General features: G+C 63.3%; 13 protein-coding genes. 6 read left to right on the forward strand and 7 right to left on the reverse strand.

Annotated features, from left to right (window positions below):
• A partial coding sequence (locus AXW67_RS04045) for a VCBS domain-containing protein (RefSeq protein WP_283806453.1) occupies positions 1-6,647 on the reverse strand: 6,647 nt, incomplete at its 3' end.
• Here AXW67_RS04045 and AXW67_RS41565 point away from each other — a divergent pair.
• Positions 6,621-6,968, forward strand: a complete 348-nt coding sequence (locus tag AXW67_RS41565) for a hypothetical protein (protein WP_145927405.1) — start codon at positions 6,621-6,623, stop codon at positions 6,966-6,968. The genes AXW67_RS04045 and AXW67_RS41565 overlap by 27 nt on opposite strands.
• The gene (locus AXW67_RS04050) at positions 6,965-7,189 is read left to right on the forward strand and encodes a hypothetical protein (RefSeq protein WP_145927406.1); all 225 of its coding nucleotides are present in this window, start codon (positions 6,965-6,967) and stop codon (positions 7,187-7,189) included. Before AXW67_RS41565 ends, AXW67_RS04050 begins: the two co-directional genes overlap by 4 nt.
• On the opposite strand, the gene AXW67_RS04055 is transcribed toward AXW67_RS04050, so the two are convergent.
• The gene (locus tag AXW67_RS04055; RefSeq protein WP_063676797.1) at positions 7,173-8,036 is read right to left on the reverse strand and encodes a hypothetical protein; all 864 of its coding nucleotides are present in this window, start codon (positions 8,034-8,036) and stop codon (positions 7,173-7,175) included. The genes AXW67_RS04050 and AXW67_RS04055 overlap by 17 nt on opposite strands.
• On the opposite strand from AXW67_RS04055, the gene AXW67_RS41570 reads away from it, so the two are divergent.
• Genes AXW67_RS41570 through cysN form a run of 3 tightly spaced genes read left to right on the forward strand, consistent with a single transcriptional unit; the run spans position 8,014 to position 11,116 of the window.
• Positions 8,014-8,310, forward strand: a complete 297-nt coding sequence (locus tag AXW67_RS41570) for a hypothetical protein (RefSeq protein WP_145927407.1) — start codon at positions 8,014-8,016, stop codon at positions 8,308-8,310. The two genes, AXW67_RS04055 and AXW67_RS41570, sit on opposite strands and share 23 nt — an antisense overlap.
• On the forward strand, positions 8,307-9,245 hold the full coding sequence (gene cysD, locus AXW67_RS04060; RefSeq protein WP_063676798.1) for a sulfate adenylyltransferase subunit CysD: 939 nt from the start codon (positions 8,307-8,309) through the stop codon (positions 9,243-9,245). The genes AXW67_RS41570 and cysD overlap by 4 nt, the downstream gene beginning before the upstream one ends.
• A complete protein-coding gene (gene cysN / locus AXW67_RS04065; RefSeq protein WP_063676799.1) occupies positions 9,245-11,116 on the forward strand; it encodes a sulfate adenylyltransferase subunit CysN in 1,872 nt (623 codons plus the stop codon). The genes cysD and cysN overlap by 1 nt, the downstream gene beginning before the upstream one ends.
• An 84-nt stretch (positions 11,117-11,200) precedes the next feature.
• Here cysN and AXW67_RS04070 read toward each other — a convergent pair whose 3' ends face one another.
• The 4 genes from AXW67_RS04070 to AXW67_RS04085 form a co-directional block, all read right to left on the reverse strand.
• A complete protein-coding gene (locus tag AXW67_RS04070; RefSeq protein WP_063676800.1) occupies positions 11,201-12,550 on the reverse strand; it encodes a carbohydrate porin in 1,350 nt (449 codons plus the stop codon).
• Positions 12,551-12,681: 131 nt separating this feature from the next.
• Positions 12,682-13,743, reverse strand: coding sequence for an ABC transporter permease (locus tag AXW67_RS04075; protein ID WP_063676801.1), 1,062 nt, complete (start codon positions 13,741-13,743; stop codon positions 12,682-12,684).
• A complete protein-coding gene (locus AXW67_RS04080; protein ID WP_063676802.1) occupies positions 13,740-15,266 on the reverse strand; it encodes a sugar ABC transporter ATP-binding protein in 1,527 nt (508 codons plus the stop codon). Before AXW67_RS04080 ends, AXW67_RS04075 begins: the two co-directional genes overlap by 4 nt.
• 61 nt (positions 15,267-15,327) lie before the next feature.
• Positions 15,328-16,293 carry a sugar-binding protein gene (locus AXW67_RS04085; protein WP_082907750.1) on the reverse strand — a complete coding sequence of 322 codons (966 nt, stop codon included), beginning with the start codon at positions 16,291-16,293 and terminating at the stop codon, positions 15,328-15,330.
• 251 nt (positions 16,294-16,544) lie between these two features.
• Between AXW67_RS04085 and AXW67_RS04090 the strand changes: the two genes are divergently transcribed.
• Positions 16,545-17,834: an ROK family protein gene (locus AXW67_RS04090; RefSeq protein ID WP_063676804.1), complete on the forward strand. Its 1,290-nt coding sequence runs from the start codon at positions 16,545-16,547 to the stop codon at positions 17,832-17,834.
• Positions 17,835-17,989: 155 nt separating this feature from the next.
• Here the strand turns inward: AXW67_RS04090 and AXW67_RS04095 are convergent, their stop codons facing one another.
• The gene (locus tag AXW67_RS04095) at positions 17,990-18,667 is read right to left on the reverse strand and encodes a GntR family transcriptional regulator (RefSeq protein WP_051311396.1); all 678 of its coding nucleotides are present in this window, start codon (positions 18,665-18,667) and stop codon (positions 17,990-17,992) included.
• Positions 18,668-18,726: the final 59 nt, after the last annotated feature.

Raw genomic sequence — 18,726 nt, forward strand, 5'->3', positions numbered from 1 at the left:
CCGCCGAAACCGCCGTCGCCACCGACGCTGAAGCTTGTTCCCATCGAGGTGGTGACGTAGCCCCCCGCACCGCCACCGCCGCCGCCACCAAAGCCGCCATGCGCACCCGGAGTGAGGCTGCTGCCGCTCGGCGATGTGCCGCCGGCAGCCGCCTGTGAATAGCCCGCGTGCCCCGGGACGTTGATCCCGAGCGTGCCGCCCGGGTCTCCCTGGACGAAGACGAAGGCGCCGCCTCCGACGCTGTGGTTGCTACTGTAGTGGGCACCGTTGCCGTCGGTGCCCATGCCACCACCGCCACCACCCTGGCCTCCCCTCGAGCCTCCCCCCCAATCGCCTCCGGCGCCACCCTTGGCCGCGTCGCCCGTGAACGTCACGGCATCGATCGCGACGGCCGCACCCGCCGCCACGAACAGGCCGCCGCCGAGGCCCGCACCACCGCCACCGCCTTCGGTACCACCGGCGCCGCCCTGGGCCAGCGTGTGCGCGATGTTCAGATTGTTGATCGAGACGTTGCCACCGAACACGAACAGGCCGCGATAAGCATTTCCGCCGTCGAGCGAAAAGCCCGCGCCATTGATGACGAGGTGGCTGCCGCTGGCCAGATTGATCGCGGTCAAATTGGCGCCGAGCGAGGCAATGGAGATGTTGCCGGCGAACTCGATCGAATAGTTGGTGTTGGCGGCGGAAGACGCGCCACCCACGCTGATGGCGAGCAGCGTCGTGTTGAGCTCGGCTGCGTTGTGGACCGTGAAGACGTTGGACGGCTTGATCACGGTGCCGCCGGAGCCGTCGGCCGAGAATGCGAAGCCGTAGGTCGGGCCGCTGAAATGCAGATCGACGCTATGAGCGCCGTCGGTGACATGCAGAATGCCGGTCGTCGAATTGAACGACTGGGAGAACTGCCCGGAATTGAAATTGATCCCGACCAGGTCGATCGCGTCCGTGGCGCCGCTGAAGCCCGCGATGGTGCCGGCAAAGCTCGCCGGCGCATCGATCTTGAGCGTGGCGAGTGCGCCGTTGAAGGTGATGGTCTGGCCGGATCCGACGCTCGCGCCGAATTCGACCGTGCCATTATTGCCGACGGTGACCGCGCCGGAGCCGGTGACGCTGCCGGCAACCAGCAGCTTGCCGCCACTGTCCGCCTGCAGTGTGCCGGTGTTGGTGACGCTGCCGGCGAGATCGAGCGTACCCGCCTTGGCGTCGATGACGCCGCTATTGTTCACCGCGGTGCTGACGATCGTGGTGCCGCTGCCGGTCTTGTCGTAATTTCCGGCGACGTTGAGGGTCCCGCTTCCCGTGCTTGACGCGATGTTGAAGGCGGTGCCGGAGGTGGTGGCGTCGGTGAAGGTGACGCCGGCGTCGATCTTGAAGCTCGCGCCGTTGTTCAGCCGCAGCGTATCGCCCGAAAAGGCTCCGGTGTGGCCGGAACCGTGCAGTTCGAGCGTCCTGCCGTCGAGCGTGAAGGTCTCGTTATTGGCATCGAAGAAGGTCGCGAGCCCGTTGACGATGGTCGTGCCGCTGCCGTTTTCGGTGCCGCCCGTGAAGGTCGCCCCGTTCGCGTCAGTCAGCGTGCCGGTGCCGGACAGCGTCCCGCCCGATTGGGTCAGGCTGTTGATAGTTTCCGAGACGCTGCCGAGGTTGATGTTGCCCGGCAGCACAAAATCATTGGTGACGGCGACATTGACCAGCACCGGCACAGTGGTCAGGCTGCCGTCAGTCGCGGACACGGTGAAGCTCGCGGCCGGGTTCAGCGTGCCGTCGCTGACGAAGATCACCTGGCCCGCGGCGAGCTGCGCCTGGGTGAAGCTCGTGATCGCAACGCCGGGGGCGCTCGACAGCGCGACATAGCCGCGTTGGGTGCTGCTGACGTTGAAGGTGAGCTGGCTCGCGTTGTTGTCGACGTCGCTGACGTTGAGGTCGGCCGTGGTGATGGTCGTCGACAGGCCCTGCAGCAGCGCCGCCGAATCGTCGCCGGACAGCACCGGCGCATCGTTGGCGCCTGATATTGTGATGGTGATGACCTGCGCGCTGCCGTCGCTTCCCCTCACGGCGAACGTGTCGGTCATCGTCGCGCCGGCGGCGAGCGCCTGCACCGTGGCATTGTTGTTGTCGAGCGTGTAGGTCCACACGCCGGCCGAGGTCACGGTGTAGGTGCCGTAGCCGCCGGTGCTGGCGGTCGGCGCGGCGACCGCCACGATAGTAACGGAGTGCGTATCGATGTCGAACAGCGTCAGCGTGCCGGTCGCGGTCGGCGTCCCCGCCAGCGCGTTGTTGACGCCGCCCGCCTCGATCACCGAACCGGTCGTCGTTCCCGTCATGATGGCCGGGTCGTCAGTCCCGAGGATGTTGATGGTGACGGACGAGGTCGTGCCGTCCGCGCTCGCGACGGAGAAAATGTCGGTGTAGGTGTGCCCGCCCACGAACTCGTCATGCGCCGAGCTCGCGACATAGCTCCAGGTGCCATCGCTGGCGAGCGTGAAGGTGCCGTACTGTCCGGCGGTGCCGGCCTGTGCGACGAAGGATTGCGGACTGTCGGGGTCCTGGATCGTCAGCGTGCCGCCGGTCGACAGCGGTGCGTTGGTTTCCGTCAGATTTTTCGTCACCGCCGATATGACGGCAGCATCGTCGGCGCCATTGATCGTGATGGTGACGACCTGCGGCGTACCGTCGACGGTCGTTACCGTGAACGTATCCGTCAGCGTGCCGCCGGCATTGAGCGCCTGAACCGCGGCATTGTTGTTGTCGAGCGTGTAGGTCCAGACCCCGGCCGACGTGACGGCAAAGGTGCCGTAGTGGTGGTCGCTCACCGTGCCCGCGTTGACCGCGGTGAACGTGTTGGCGGGATCGTCGACGTCGGTGTCGGTGAGCGTGCCGGTCGCGCTCGGCGTACCCGCCACGGCGTTGTTGACGCCGCCCGCTTCGGTCACCGAACCGGTGGTCGTGCCCGAGATCGAAGCCGCGTCGTTGCTGCCGAGGATATTGATCGTCACGGACGAAGCCGTGCCATCCGAACTCACAACGGAGAACGTGTCGGTGTAGGTTTGCCCGGCGACGAACTCGTCATGCGCCGAACTCGTGACATAAGTCCACGCGCCGTTCGTACCAACCGTGAAGGTGCCGTAGTGCCCGGACGTGCCCGCCTGCGCCACGAAGGTTTCGGGACTGTCGACGTCGTGGATCGTCAGCGTGCCGCCGGTCGACAGCACTGAATCGGTCTCGGTCAGGTTGACGGTGTCCGCCGACAGCACCGCCGCATCGTTGGTGCCGTTGATGGTGATCGTGACCACCTGCGCGGTGCCGTCGATCGTCGTCACAGTGAAGGTGTCGATCAGCGTCGCGCCGGCATTGAGTGCCTGAACCGCGCTGTTGCTGTTGTCGAGATTGTAGGTCCAGACGCCGCCCGACGTCATGGTGAAGGTGCCGTAACCGTGGTCACTCGCCCTGGCCGTCGCGACCGCCGTGAATGTGTTGGCGGGATTGTCGACGTCGGTGTCCGTCAGCGTGCCGGTCGCGCTCGGCGTCCCCGCGACCCCGTTGGCGACACCGCCTGCTTCCGTCACCGAGCCGGTGATGGCGCCCGAGACCACGGCCGGGTCATTGACAGCCTGCACGACGATATTGACGGTCGCAACGTTGGAATCCGCGAGACCGTCATTGACCTTGTAGGTGAAGCTGTCGGTGCCGTTGTAGTCGGCGGTCGGCGCGTAGGTGAACGAGCCGTCGGCATTCAGCGTCAGCGTGCCGTGGGCCGGACCGTTGACGAGGACCGAGTGAAGCACATCGCCGTCGAGGTCGCTCGCCCCGGCAAGCACGCCGGTACCCGGCACCACCAGCGCATGGTCTTCGTCGGTCGTATAGCTGTGCGCGACGGCCATCGGCGCGTCATTGGTGCCGTTGATCGTGATCGTCACATATTGCGTGGCGCTGGTCGCGGTGCCGTCGTTGACCACGACCGCATAGGTCAGCGTGAGCGTCTGGCCCTGCTTCAGGAAATCGAGGTCGGCAGCGGCCGGCTGGTAGGTCCAGCCGAACGTCGTGGCGCTGCCTGTGGACAGGTGCCCCGCGGGGTCGATCGCGAAGGCGGCATTGTCGGTGAGCGCCAGCGCGCCGGCTGGCAGGGTGAAGGCGTGACCATCGAGGCTCACAACGGGCGCGCCGACCAGCGAAGCTGTCAGCGTGTCGCCGACGTCGCGGTCGCTGGCGGAGATCGAGCCCGCCAGCGAAATGACCTGCGCATGGGCATCGGCCTCCTCGTTGATCGCCGCGGTGTCGCCCGTCACCACGGGCACGTCGTTGGTGCCGGCGATAGTGATCGTCAGGGTCTGCTGGTTGCTGGTGATGAGCCCGTCGCTGACTTCGACCGTGTAGGTCAGGACCAGGCTCTGCCCTTCGCGCAGGAAGTCCAGGTTGGCCGCCGACGCATCATAGGTCCAGCCGATGCCGGCAGCGCCGCCGTTCGACGTCCCCGCATGGAATGACAGTGCGTTGTTGATCAGCGACGCCGCCCCTGCCGGCAGGGCGAAGGCGTGGCCATCGAGAGTCACGACCGGCGAACCTGCGATCGAGGCCGTCAGCGTGTCGCCGATGTCGGGATCGGTCACCGGCAGGATGCCGGTCAGCGTGATGTGCTGCGCGGCAGCGTCGGCAGCCTCCGTGGTGCTCGCCGACGCAGCGGCCAGCACGGGCGCATCCTCGGCGCCGGTGATCGTGATGGTGACGTTGCGGCTCGCCAGTCCGCCATGACCATCACTGACGGTCACGGCATAGGTTTCCGTAACGGTCTGCCCGGCCCGCAGGAACTGGACGTCCGCGTTGCCGACGAGATACCGCCACGTCGCCTCCCCACCGAAGCCGTGGACGGTGTCGGCCGCCAGATGCGCGCTCATCGTCCCGAGCGCCTGCCCGCCTGCGCGGGTCGAGCTGACGAAGGTGACCGAGACGACATGCGCGTCCGCCAGATCGACGTCCGTGAACGCGATCGCGCCGTCGGCATGCAGCAGTCCATGTGGATCGAGTGCCGTATCCTCCTGCACCGCGCCGGTCGTCTGCGCTACGCCGATGACCGGCGCATCGTTGACCGCACTGACCGTCAGCTCGCGGGTGGCGACGGCCGTGTCGTGCCCACCGTGATCGGTGCCGTCCGGGTCCTGCGCCGTCACGGTCAGCGTGCGGGTCAGCGGCGACGGATTGTCGCTGGTGTCGGTATAGAAGACCGCACGCAACGCGGCCGCAAAATCCGCAACAGTCGGCTGCTGGCCGGCTCTGGCCGTCAGCGTCAGCGTGCCGGTTGCCGCATCGAACCTGCCCTCGATCAACGCCGTATTGGTAAACGACAGGACGTCTTCACCCGGCTGATAGTGGCCGGTGATCTGGATCGTCGCGCGCAGCAAAGTGTGGCTGTCGGGATCGGACAGCGTCAGCCCCGGAGCAACCGCGACCGGCGTTTGCTCGAGCGCAACCAGCGCCGATCCGGCATTGAGAGCCAGCGACGGCGCATCATTGACCGGCGGCGCCGGGATCGATGCATTTCCGGGGCCGGCTCCACCGCTTCCGCCACCGGGCGGATGGGGGGCGACATCCGCACCGGTGCTCAACGGCGGGCTGTGGCCAGAAGCGCCATCCGGCTGAAACGACGGCGCGTCAGGCCCCGGACCGTACGAACCCGGCGGAGACGACGACCCGTGCGCACCGACGCTGCCGGGCGAGGTGCTGCTATAGCGGTTCCCGAGGTTCTTGATTTGCAGAATGCCATTCAACGCATCCAGCTCGCCTGCCCTGTCGGCGTCCGTCTTCGCCTGCTCGCTGGCGGCAATTTGAGCTGGACCGGTCGGCTTCAGCTCCAGCTTGCCACCTTCGCTGCTGATCGTCGCAATGGCGTTGCCGTTCCGATCGTAGGCGGTCGCCTGATGCTGCCCGTCATTCTGATGAAAAATGGAGAGCGTGACCGATCCATCGTCCGGGGAAATCTCGCCACCGCCGGCCGAGCCGGCAATTTTCGCTGAACCGACCGGCGTTCCGATCCGCATGTCACCCGACTGGGCAATCTTGCCGGAGGCGAAACTGAACGATCCCTGGACGAGATCGAAGACCTCCAGATTGGTGCTGCCATGCGGGTCGAATTTGAACTCACTCAGGACGAGGCGCGAACCATGCCCGATCTGGAACGCGCTGCCGTCGTTGAAAACCAGGCCAGCCGCACCTCCGCTGCCGGTCTGGACCACGTCTCCCTTGAGCAGCACATCGCCGTTGTTGAGCGCCACGACGACGCCGTTGCGCAGGACCGTCACCTGGCCTTCGACCCGTACCGCGTGTCCGATCACCTGCATCGCCGGCGACGGCGCGTCCTTGGCAGTGTAACGTCCGGGAGCAGCAGGCCCGGCCAACACAGCGACGATTTCGCCACTTAGCCTGGCACCATCCGCCGACAGCAGCGCGTGCAGATTTTCCGATTTGAAATAACCGGCAACGACATGGCTCTTTCCGTCAGAGCCCATCAGCAGCAGATCGTCGCCAGCGCGCCTGAATTCCGCGTTCAAGAGCAAATGCGTGTCCGGAATCGCGACGGCGGATGCATCCGGCGCGCCTTCGATCGAAAGCTCTTGCGAAATAGAGAGCGAAAAATGCCGATCACTGCCGACATCCAGCATTATTCATTCCATCTCAAAAAACAGGCAGCGCAAACACGGTTGAAGATCACCGCCGAACAAACATCCGACCGACGCTGTTGTCGCGCCCTCGGTCTATCGACCGACGAGAGCAATCCTCTTCATGCAATTCCTCAGAACCATCACCGAAGCATCCAACGCCATGGTCATCTTCAAACAGCTCGAAGGCGAGACTCTTCAACGGCCCATTGGTACGGTATTGAGCTGCCGATGGCTGCGAACGAGCGTTCACAGGCGCACTTTTTCATCGATTGTGCTTACCCGCCTTTGGCGCGCCAAAGCCGGAAAAGCCCTTCATCATGAATCGCAGCATGCTCTCATTCCGCGCACAAAATTCAGCCAAATCACTGCAGGGCGCGACGAGGCTCGCCGCGGAGTTGTTCCGTAGCGGGCTCAACATTTACGGTAAAGATCGAGACGGGCTCGGAAAGGCCGACCACCAAAAATGGTCAGGCGACAGCAGATCGATCAATGCTGCCGATCATCGGTCCGGCGATGTCGTGGACTTCATCGATGCGACATGAAACAAGCGTCGAAGGCTGCGTCGATGATCTCGAGTTTGACGGCCTGCGCCTTGTGATATTCGCGGCGGAAGCCTTTCGACACCCAAAGCCGAGACTTGCCGCGCGCTCCGACCCAGCCGAGGCTTCCCATGGACTCCGCCTCGGCGAGCTTGCGGCCCAGTTGCGTCCGCGACAATTTCAGCCGCTGCGCCAGAGCGGAGACCGACGTCATGTCGGTCGTGATACGATCGAGGTTGGCGTCCTCTTCCTCGCAGCCGGCGATCAGGCGATCCATCAACACGCCCCCCTCGTTGACCCAGGTGAACAGTTTGAACGTCGGTTCGGGCTCGCGAACCATGTGAGACCCAAGCAGACCGTCGGCAATCAGCGGCTGCATGCGCTGAACGACCTCCGGTCGGGCGGCCAACGTCGCCGAACGGCCTCCGCCATCGGGCCCATCCAACGTCGCCAGATGCAGCAGATGCCATTGATACAGCGCATCAAGCGCTGCAGGTCCCGGCTCGACTGGACGATGACGCTTGCCTTCGCTTCCCGCAACATGGCGCACGATGCCGTATTTCAACATCTCCTTGACGAAGGCAGCCGCAGTGTTCCGGCTTGCAATCTGGTGATGCTCGACAAGATCGAGCACACGTGCGGTCAACACGCCGGAGCCAGCGCCGCCCACGGCAACATCCCGGAAGAACTGGGCTACCGCAGCGTGGGCCATCAGCCAGCGTTGTTGCGTTGCAAACAACGACCCCATCCGCGGATCGGCAGCGTTGAGAAGCAAGAGCGCCGAGGCTTGTCCGCGCACGCCAGATTCCAGCGCAGGATTCAGAAAAATGTCATCCGCATTCAATGCCATCGAGGTCTCTCTGATCCAAAATGCGCCGCTCAACGCTGTCGACCGCTCGCTTCATCGGTGCCTTGAAGTCGCATCAGCCACCACCGCGCTCCGAATGCAAGGCAACAAGGCCCAGCGCATTTACTCTCGCACCGAGATCAAGAATTCGTCGGCGCCGGCCCCTCATCGCCCGGACGACACAGCTCCGCGCGCCGTAGACATGAACTATCGCTGCCGGTATGGCATGAAGTATGTTGTCATTCCCCGTGAGATTTCCCTGAGGCGCCTGCAATGAATTTCGTGGCATCGACCACTGATGGAACGCGACGCGGGCTTCCGAAACACCTCAAGAGCCTGGAAGCTCAGTCAATTGAGATCATGCGCGAAGTCATCGCCGAGTTCAAACGACCGGTGATGCTCTATTCGATTGGCAAGGACTCCAGCGTCATGCTTCATCTGGCGTTCAAGGCGTTCTACCCCGCCAAGCTCCCGTTTCCGCTTTTGCACGTTGATACGACATGGAAGTTTCATGAGATGATCGCGTTTCGGGACGACACCGCGCGTCGCCTCGGCATCGAGCTGCTTGTCTACATCAACCAGGATGGTCTTGGCCGTGGCATCTCGCCGATAACATCAGGCTCGTCGATCCACACTCAGGTGATGAAGACCCACGCGCTCAAACAAGCCCTCGACCTCCATGGCTTCGATGCGTGTTTCGGCGGCGCACGCAGGGACGAAGAAAAGAGCCGGGCCAAGGAACGGATATTCTCCTTTCGCTCGCGCGGACACCTCTGGGACCCCCGCAACCAGCGCCCCGAATTGTGGAATCTGTACAACACCCGTGTTGGATCGGGCGAAACCGTTCGCGTCTTCCCGCTTTCGAACTGGACCGAACTGGATGTCTGGCACTACATCCATCTGGAAAATATTTCAGTGGTGCCGCTCTATTTCGCCAAACACCGCCCGGTCGTGGCGCGCGGCGGCTCCTGGATCATGGTCGATGACGAGAGACTGCCCCTCAATGCGGACGAGCAGCCGGAATCGCGGCAAGTTCGATTTCGAACGCTGGGTTGCTATCCCCTCACCGGAGCGATCGATTCCAGTGCCACAACGCTGGAAGATATCATCTCGGAGATGGGATCGACGCGACTCTCGGAGCGGCAGGGTCGCCTGATAGACAGCGACGAACCCGCAGCAATGGAGCGAAAGAAGCGCGAAGGCTACTTTTGATGGACAGCCGCGAGTTTCCCGTCGACGCGCAGCGCAAGGACCTGCTTCGTTTCCTCACCTGCGGATCGGTGGATGACGGAAAGTCTACGCTGATCGGCCGGCTCCTGCACGACTCCAAATTGATCTTTGAAGATCAGCTGTCGTCGTTGGCTGCGGATTCGAAGCGCCATGGCACCACCGGAGACGACATCGACCTTGCACTTCTCGTGGACGGACTGGAAGCCGAGCGGGAGCAAGGCATCACGATCGACGCTGCACATCGCTTCTTCAGCACGCCGCGACGTTCTTTCATTGTCGCCGACACGCCCGGCCACGAGCAGTACACGCGGAATATGGCGACCGGCGCGTCGACGGCAGACCTCGCCGTTCTCCTGATCGACGCGCGCAAAGGCCTCTTGGCGCAGACCAGACGACATTCCCTGATTTGCTCCCTGCTCGGCATACGCCATGTTGTCCTGGCCGTGAACAAGGTGGATCTGATCTCCTATCAAAGCGAGATTTTCGTTCGCATCGACGATGAATACAGGGCCTTCGCCGAGCAACTCGGCTTTTCGTCGATCGCCTCGATTCCGGTCTCGGCTCGATATGGCGACAATGTCACGAAGGTGTCGGGCAACACGCCCTGGTATCGCGGGCCGAGCCTGCTCGACTATCTCGAAACCACCGACGTGACTGGTGACGCGATCCAAAGTCCGTTCCGCTTTCCGGTGCAATGGGTCAACAGACCCCATCTTGATTTCCGAGGTTACGCCGGGACACTGGCATCCGGGACGATCAATGCCGGCGATCCCATCGTCGTCGCCAATTCCGGCAAAGTCTCAAAGGTGAAGGAGCTCCTGACCGCCGAAGGCGCGCAGACCTCCGCCCAGGCCGGTGACGCGATCACGATCACGCTCGCAGACGAGCTGGACATCGCCCGCGGCGATCTGCTGATCAGTCCGGATTCTCCTCCCGAAGTATCGGACCAGTTTGCCGCGCATGTCATCTGGATGAGCGACCAGCAACTCGTGCCGGGCCGCTCCTATTTGGCCCGCATCGGTACCCGGACGACCCCCGTTACGATCACCGGGATCAAGTACAAGATTGACGTCAACACGCGCGAGCATCTTGCCGCCCGCACGCTCGGCCTCAACGATATCGCGTTCTGCAACCTGTCGACGGACATACCCGTCGCGTTCGACCCGTACGGGCAGAACCGCAAGACTGGATCATTTATCGTCATCGACCGCCTGACCAATCATACTCTCGGCGCGGGGATGATCGCGTTTGGCCTGCGGCGTGCCGCCAATGTCCCTTGGCAGGCCACACTGATAGGAAAGTCGGAGCGCGCTGCGCAGAAGCACCAGAAGCCAGCCATCATATGGTTCACCGGCCTGTCGGGTGCCGGCAAGTCGACGATTGCCAACATCGTCGAGCGCCGGCTTCACGCCGGCGGCCACCACACCATGATGCTGGACGGCGACAATCTGCGCCATGGCCTCAGCCGGGACCTCGGTTTCACGGAGGCGGACCGCGTCGAGAATATCCGTCGCGCCGGAGAGACGGCAAAACTCCTGGTGGATGCAGGCCTGATCGTTCTCTGCTCGTTCATTTCTCCGTACCGCGCTGAGCGGGACATGGTGCGTCGTCTTGTGTCCGATGGAGAGTTCATCGAGATATTCGTCGACACACCTATCGACGAATGTGCGCGCCGTGATCCAAAGGGCCTCTACGCCAAGGCGAAAGCCGGCAAGATCAAGAATTTTACCGGCTTCGATGCCCCGTACGAACCACCGACCACCCCCGAGGTGCACCTGCAAACGATTGGCCAGCAGCCCGACCAACTGGCGGACCAGATCGTGAAGAAGTTGGCCGCACTGGGAATCGTGTGAGCGAAGCGTCGGCATGCCCGTATCCGGGCATGCCGACACCAGTCGAGTCAGAGTCGTCCAAGACCCCGAACGGCTAGCGCCGCATCAGAAGTGGATCTCGGTTCGCGCGCCAAGGACCCAGGCATTGTCGGTCTTCACGCCGGCGGCATTAAACCCGCGCCCGCCAGGATTGATGACGTACTGCGCATCGAACTTGAGGTTCATCCAGCCGGTCGCCTGCCAGCCGTACCAGACTTCGATTGGGACTTCGTTGCCGCCTGCATTCGGGCCAAAGGCAGCCGAATTCACGTGGGTCGTGCCCACCGCGAAGCCGACTTCATCCTGGGGACGCCAGGAGAACGTTCCGGTGTGCTTGACGCCCCAGGCGATCTGGTAGTCCTGGAACGACGTCCGGTGATCGGCGACCGTCGTATTGAGGAAGGTATACCAACCCAGTGCCCCGGGCCCCTCAACGGTCAAGCGCTGCAGGATCGACTCATAAACACCCCAGCGGCCTCGTTGATCTCCCAGAAACTGGGTCGGGACACCACCGACGCCAGGGATGACCTGAATGACACCCGGAAGGCCACCATCGATCGTCGACGCGCTGTCATACCAGCCGCCCAATCTCCAGGTCCCGTTCAGCGGACCGCTCGGCGCCCAGACCAACTCCACCGGCACCAAGACGCCCGACGCGGGGGTCGAACCAGGGATGCCCGGCAAGAAGTAGACGCTGGGGGTCTCCGTCGTCAGATAGTTCGGATTGGCGTCGTAGACGCCGACCGACAATTGGAAGTCCTTGGCGAAGTTGTAGTGGACGACGCCGGCCCATTGGCTCACCGGCCAGTTAAAGATGTAGCCGCCCTGGATATTGCCGGGCTGGCCGCCGCAGAAGGTCAGGTTGATGAACTCGCACAGACCGAAGAAGAAGTCGGAGCCGACTGGAAGACGGCCGCCCTTGAGTTCAAGCTGATCATTGAAAAGCTTCTGCGAGTAATAGAGTTGGGTCAGGCGAAAGATATTGCCGCGGCCAAAAACTTCGTTGGTCAACTGCAAGGCCGGAATGCCTGCTTCGGCATTCAGATTGCTGCCGTAGCGTTGGACCAGCGTGAGGCCGACCGTGCCGCCCGGAATGCCGGCGAGCTTCCCCATATCGAGCTTGGCCCCGAACCACAGCTGTCCGGCGTTGGCCGCGGTGTTCCTGTCTCCGCCCGACAGGTTGCCGACGGATTCATTACCCAGCGTCAGGCCCAGATCGATGCCCTGCTCCTTCAGCCTGGTCCTGCCGAGATCGCCGAACAGGTATGGTCTTGTCCAGAAATCATCGGTCTCGGCATAAGGAACAGGCGGCGCTTTCGTTAAAACATCGGCCGCATGCGCTCCACCGCCTAACAGAGCAGATAACGCAATTCCCAGGCCGCACGCGTGTGCGGTGTTCACAAACCTGCGCAACATATCTCTCGTCCTCCCACCGTCTGAGGCTTTGTCTATCTTTGCCTCACGTCCTTGCCCAAAGCCCTCGAGCCTGGAACGTGCTCCTCCCTCAGCCGACGAAGCGCCCTTGCGTCGACTGGAGCCTGGATCTGTCATGCCTGATCGCCCGTTCTCGCTGGCAACGCGTCCGCACCGCGCGGTGATGCGCCGTGCTGTCCCTGCACAAGCATCGAGCTCGGCGCCGTGCGGGCGAGACCGGCCAGCGCCAGCTTGCGCCGCCGACGGGCCTGCAATTGATGATCCGCCAGCACGCCGAGCAGAATCACCGTCCCCATCACCGCGAAGTTCAGGGAATTGGGGATGCCCAGGATGTTCACGAGGTTCTGCAGCACCTGCAGCAGCGCTGTCCCCAGCACGATGCCGAGAATAGAGCCCTCGCCGCCGCGCAGACTGCACCCGCCGAGGACGGCCGCCGCAATCGCGTAGAGCTCATAGAAGTTGCCAAAGGAGCTCGGTGAGACGGAATTCGTGTAGAACACGAACAAGACTGTTGAGACGCCGGCGAGCCCGCCGCTGATGATATAGGCGGTTGCGATCACGACATTCGTGTTGATGCCGGAGAAGCGAGCCGCTTCCTCGTTTTTGCCGACGGCATAAAGCCAGCGCCCGTACACCGAGCGGTGCAGCAATACGCCGAGAATCAGCGCAAGGATGATGAGGAGGATGAACGTGTTCGGGATGCCCGCCACATTGCCGGAGGCGATGTTGCTCAGTGCCCCCGCCTCGTCGCCGTAGCCGAAGCCGCGTGTGGAATCGCTCGTATAGTAGCGGGCGGCGCCGCGATAGATCAGCAGCCCACACAACGTCACGATGAAGGGCTGCATCTTCAGCCGAGTGATCAGGAAACCCTGGATGCCCCCCAGCGTCAGCCCGCCCAGCAGAACGGCCAGCAGCGCGAAGGGCCAAGGAATCTCATAAGTCGTCAGAAGGTCGATGAACACGACGCCGAGCAGCGCGAACATCGCGCCGAGCGAAAGGTCGATGCCGCCGGTGATGATCACGAGCCCCTCGCCAAGCGCAAACACGCCGAAGAGGCCGATCAGATTGGCCATGTTCAACAAGTTCACCAGCGACAGGAAGGCCGGATTGATCGCGCCCGTGATGGCGGAGATCACCACCAGCAGCACCCCCAGGCCGAGTTCTTTCTTGATCATGGCGCAGCGGCTTCCACGGTTTCCAGCGCTTGGCCCATTGCTAGCCGCAACACGTTGTATTCGCTGAACTGCGGGCGCTCCAGCACACCGCTGACGCTCCCTTCATGCATCACTGCCACCCGGTCGGAGACGCCGATGACCTCCTCCATGTCCGAGGAGATCATCACGATCGCGACGCCCTGGTCGGCGAGTTCGCGCATCAGCGCGTAGATCTCGCTCTTGGCACCGACGTCGATGCCACGGGTCGGCTCGTCGAAGAACATCACGCGCGGCTGCATGGAAAGCCATTTGCCCAGCACGACTTTCTGCTGGTTGCCGCCGGAGAGCGTCACGACCTCCATATCGATGCTCGGCGCCTTTATGGAGAGGCGCCTCACCTGCTCTTTCGCGACCTTGCGCTCGTCCGCGCCGCTTACCAGCCACATCCGCGCATAATTCAGCAGGCTGGCCAGCGTCACGTTCTCCCGGACCGGCAACTCCAGCACCAGCCCGGATTTCTTGCGGTCCTCCGGCACCAGATAGATGCCTTGCCTGATCGCGTCGCTCGGCGATGCAACACGAATCGGTGCGTCGTCGATCCTGATCTCGCCACCCAGCAGCGGGTCAATGCCGAAGGCGGCGCGGGCAAGAGAGGTGCGGCCAGCGCCCACGAGCCCTGCCAGGCCGAGGATCTCGCCGTGCCGCACGGAAAGATCAATCTGCCGGTCGGGAAAGGCTGATGTCACGAGGCCGACGATATTGCAGCCGCCCGGCTGCGGCGACCGTTGCGGCGGCGTGTACAGCGATTTCAGGTCGCGGCCGATCATCAGCCGGATCATTGCGGCATGGCTCAGCTCGTCCCGCGCCAGCTCCCCAACCGTCCGCCCATCGCGCAGCACCACGACGCGGTCTGCGCAGGTCATGATCTCGCCGAGCCGGTGAGAGATGTAGATCACTGCGATGCCGTGCGCCTTCAGATCGGCAATCACCTCCAGCAGCCGCTCGGTTTCCGAAATCGTCAGGCTGGAGGTCGGCTCGTCCATGATGATCACGCGGGCATCGATCGAGAGCGCCTTGGCGATCTCCACCATCTGACGCTCGGCGATGGACAGGTTGTCGACCAGCGTCTCCGGGGCGAAATCGGCGCCCAGCCGCTCCAGCAGCGGCGTCACGCGGGCGCGCATCTTCGCGTTGTCCACCAGCTTCAGCGGGCCGCCGCCAAGCATCTCGCGTCCGATGAAGACGTTCGCGGCGACCTCGAGATTCTCGAACAGGTTCAGTTCCTGATGCACAAAGGCGATGCCGGCCTGCGTCGCCTCGCTCACCGTCATACGGGCATGGTCGTTGCCGCCGATGCGGATCACGCCTTCGCTCGGCGCGATCACGCCACCCAGCACGCGCATCAGCGTCGATTTGCCGGCCCCGTTCTCGCCGATCAGGCCCAACACCTCGCCGCGGCGCACGCGCAGGCTGACATCGTCGAGGGCCCTGACACCGGGATAGGACTTGCTGATCCCGGCGAGCTCGAACAGGATTTCCGCCATTCGTTTCCTCCCTCACGACGCCCGGCGGCGGTGGCAGCCGAGCGTCGAAAGGCGCTAAAAGTCACTTCTTCAGCAGTTCCTTCAGATTTGCGGTGAAGTCTGCGACATTTGACTTGCTGATCACCTTGGTCGGCACGATCAGCTTGCCGCCCGCCGGGATCCAGGACTTGTCGCCGTTCAGCGTCTTGATGATGTTGGTGGCGGAGAGATAGCCGAACTCGTACGGCTGCTGCACGACCGTCGACTCGATCGTGCCGTCTGAAACGCCCCGCAATGTGCGCTGGTCCTCGTCGAAGCCGACGATCTTCACCTTGCCGGCCTTGCCCGCCGCCTTGACCGCGTCATAGATCAGCGGTGTCTCGTAGCTCCACAGGCCGGACAACAACGCAATGTCGGGATATTTGACGAGCACGTTCTCCATATTCGCCTTGGCCTTGGCGAAGTCCACCTGGTCGGTGAACACGTCGACCAGTTCGACCTTGGTGCCCGCGATCGCTTCCTTGATGCCCTGCACCCGCTCGCGAGCGTTGTCGGCGTCCATCGTTCCAACGAACAACGCGATCTTGCCGCCGTTCGGCAACGCCTTTTTGATCTCCTCGCCCGCCTGCCGCCCGGCCGCGACGTTATCGGTGCCAATATAGGCGAGACGCTTGCTCTGCGGCGCGTCGCTGTCCGTCGTGATCAACACGGTCTTGGCCGCAACCTTGTTGAGTTCTTCGGTTGCGTGCGGTGCATCGTCTACAGAGATGGAGATGCCGGCGACGCCGCGCACCAGCAGGTCGTCCAACTCGCGCCGCTGGCCCGCCGCGGTCCCTTCGTTGGTGACGATCAACTCGATATTGTAATCCGGATGCTCCTTCTGTGCTTTCTCGAGCCCGCGGCCGGCGATGGTCCAGAAGTCGGCCGCGACATTGGTCACCAGCGCAATAGTCTTTTTCTGCTGCGCCTGCGTCACACCGGTGGTTATCGCGAGCACGGCCGCGCTCGCGAACAACGGCAGAATCCATCTCTTCATTGAACTGTTCATGTGCACCTCCCTTTCGTCACTCCGGTAGCCGGGGTTGACGCGCGGCGCTTGTTGCGCCTTATTTTATTTTCGATGCGAATAAATTATGAAGGCGAAAATCTCTAGTCAAGCGCGACTTTTATTACACCTTCACGTGGGAATAGTAATTTCGGCAGAGTGTGACAGATTTGTCGCTCCTGACGACATCGTGCCGCATGTACGCAAAGTCGAACAAACTGAATAATTTCATCAAACGAACTAAATGAGGTCGCATGGATGAGGAGCTAAAGTCGACGCGCGCTTCGGGCTCGGCTCGTGAATCGAACCGCGGCCGCCTCATCGAAGTCTTGCGACGTCAGGGGCCGATGCCACGTGTGGAGCTCGCACGCAGTACGGGGCTGAGCTTCCCGGCCGTTTCGGCGATCACGTCGAGAATGATGGCAGAAGAGCTGCTGTCCGAGACGGACGCGGCGATGTCATGGCCGGACGATACGAGCGAGGCGGACGCGGACGGGCTGAATGGCCGTCGTCGGGGACGGCCGGCGATACAGCTGACCCTGAACCCGGAGCTTGGCCGAGTCGTCGCCGTCTCGCTGCGCATGAACCTGATTGAGACACTGATCGCGGATTTCAGTGGCTCCGGCTTGGCGCAATCGCGGCTCGCACTCGAGACGCGCGCGCTCGATCCAGGCGCATTGTGCGATATCGTGATCGCGCAAATTGATGCCATGCTCGGCGCGACGGGCACCCCGCGCCACCGGCTGCTGGGAATTGGAATTGCGCTGCAGGGCATCGTCAACGCCGATACCGGCCGCCAGCTGTGGAGTCCGGCGCTGTCGGTCACCGACGTCGATCTGGCGACGCCGATCCGCCAAGCATTCAAGGTCGACGTCGTGATGGCGAACGACGCCGTCCCAGTTGCCCTGGCCCTCGCAGCGGCTGAACCGGCGCTCGCGGAGGGCCTGGCGGCCACGATCATGGTCGGCCACGGCGTCGGGATGGGCGTCGTCGTCGACGGTGAGGCACGCTGGGGTGTCGGCGCCAGCAGCGAGATCGGCCATCTCAAGCTAGCGCCGAACGGGCCGCAATGCCGCTGCGGTCAGCGCGGCTGCGTCGAGGCCTATCTCGCTGATTATGCGCTCTACCGCGACGCTCGCACCTTCGTCGACCTGCCGCCTGCGGTGTCGCAACAGCCGTCCGAGGCGCAGATGGCTCTGCTGCGAGACAGAGCACGGAACGGCGATCCCCGCCTCGAGCAATTATTCCGGCAGGCAGGTCACGCGCTTGCCGAGGCGGTCGCCGCGACGATATCGGTGCTGCGCCCGCATCATGTCGTCCTCGCGGGGCCCGGCTTGCAGGCCTTTGACATGATGCGCAACGCCTATGAGGACCGGCTCGAGCAGGCGGTATTGCCGTGGCTGCTCCAGTCCACGGCGATATATGTGCGCCCAAGCAAGTCGGCGGCAATTGTCGACGGCATGGTGCGGCGGACGCTGCGGGTGGTCGACCGAAACTACATGGAGACGACCGAGCGAACACCGGGAGCTACGACTCTCGCTTAAGTCGTCGCAAGGGCAACCGAGCTTTTCAGGCGCCAAATCGAGAGAACTGGCCCTCACGCGCGCATCGGCCGCTGATGGTCACCTCGTCAGCGGCGACCTACCACGCGCCCGGCACCTCTTCTGTCACATGCACGGGGGACCAGCGGCGACCGCAATCACCGCGGCTGGACTTGCAGCGGCTCCGCAAGGCCCGTGACACGCCAGAACACGGCAAAGGTTCGCTGAATATGCGCACGCATCGCGCGTTCGGCGGCCGCCCCATCGCGCTTCAGGATGGCGGCAACGATCAGCGCATGATCGGCATTGCCGAGCGCCAGCTCCTCGCCCGTGGTCGCGCGGGCGATCGGCGTATTGAAGTAGAATTGGCCCGAATGGTAGATCGCATCGGTGAGCCGTCCGTTGCCTGAGGCACGCATGATGGCATCGTGGAAATCGCGGTTGGTCTTGACCCGCATCTCCTCGTCCGACCTGCGCAATTTCAACCGCCGCTCGTGGATGGCCACAATCGCCGCGATGTCCGATGGCGAGCCGCGCGTCGCAGCGAGGCTTGCAGCATAGCCCTCGAGCGCCATGCGCAGCTCGGCGTTCTGCCTGATTTCGTCCGGCGTGAATTCACGCACCGCCCAGCCGCGCTTGCGCGGCACGACGAGGCCAGCATGGGCAAGACGCTGCAGGCTCTCCCTCACTGGCGTGCGACTGACCTGCAGCCGCTCGGCCAGATCCAGCTCGATCAGAGGTTGGTTCGGGCGCAACTCGCCGGTCACGATCTGACGGCGCAGCACATTGTAGACGTCGCTCGACAGGCGGGATGGCAGCGGATCGTCGTGGAGCATGAAAAGCACCAGTTTTGCACACAAGTTTGCATACAAACTCGGTTTCGTCTATGGAAAAG

Origin of the sequence: Bradyrhizobium neotropicale (genome assembly GCF_001641695.1) — a bacterium.
Classification (GTDB): Bacteria; Pseudomonadota; Alphaproteobacteria; order Rhizobiales; family Xanthobacteraceae; genus Bradyrhizobium; species Bradyrhizobium neotropicale.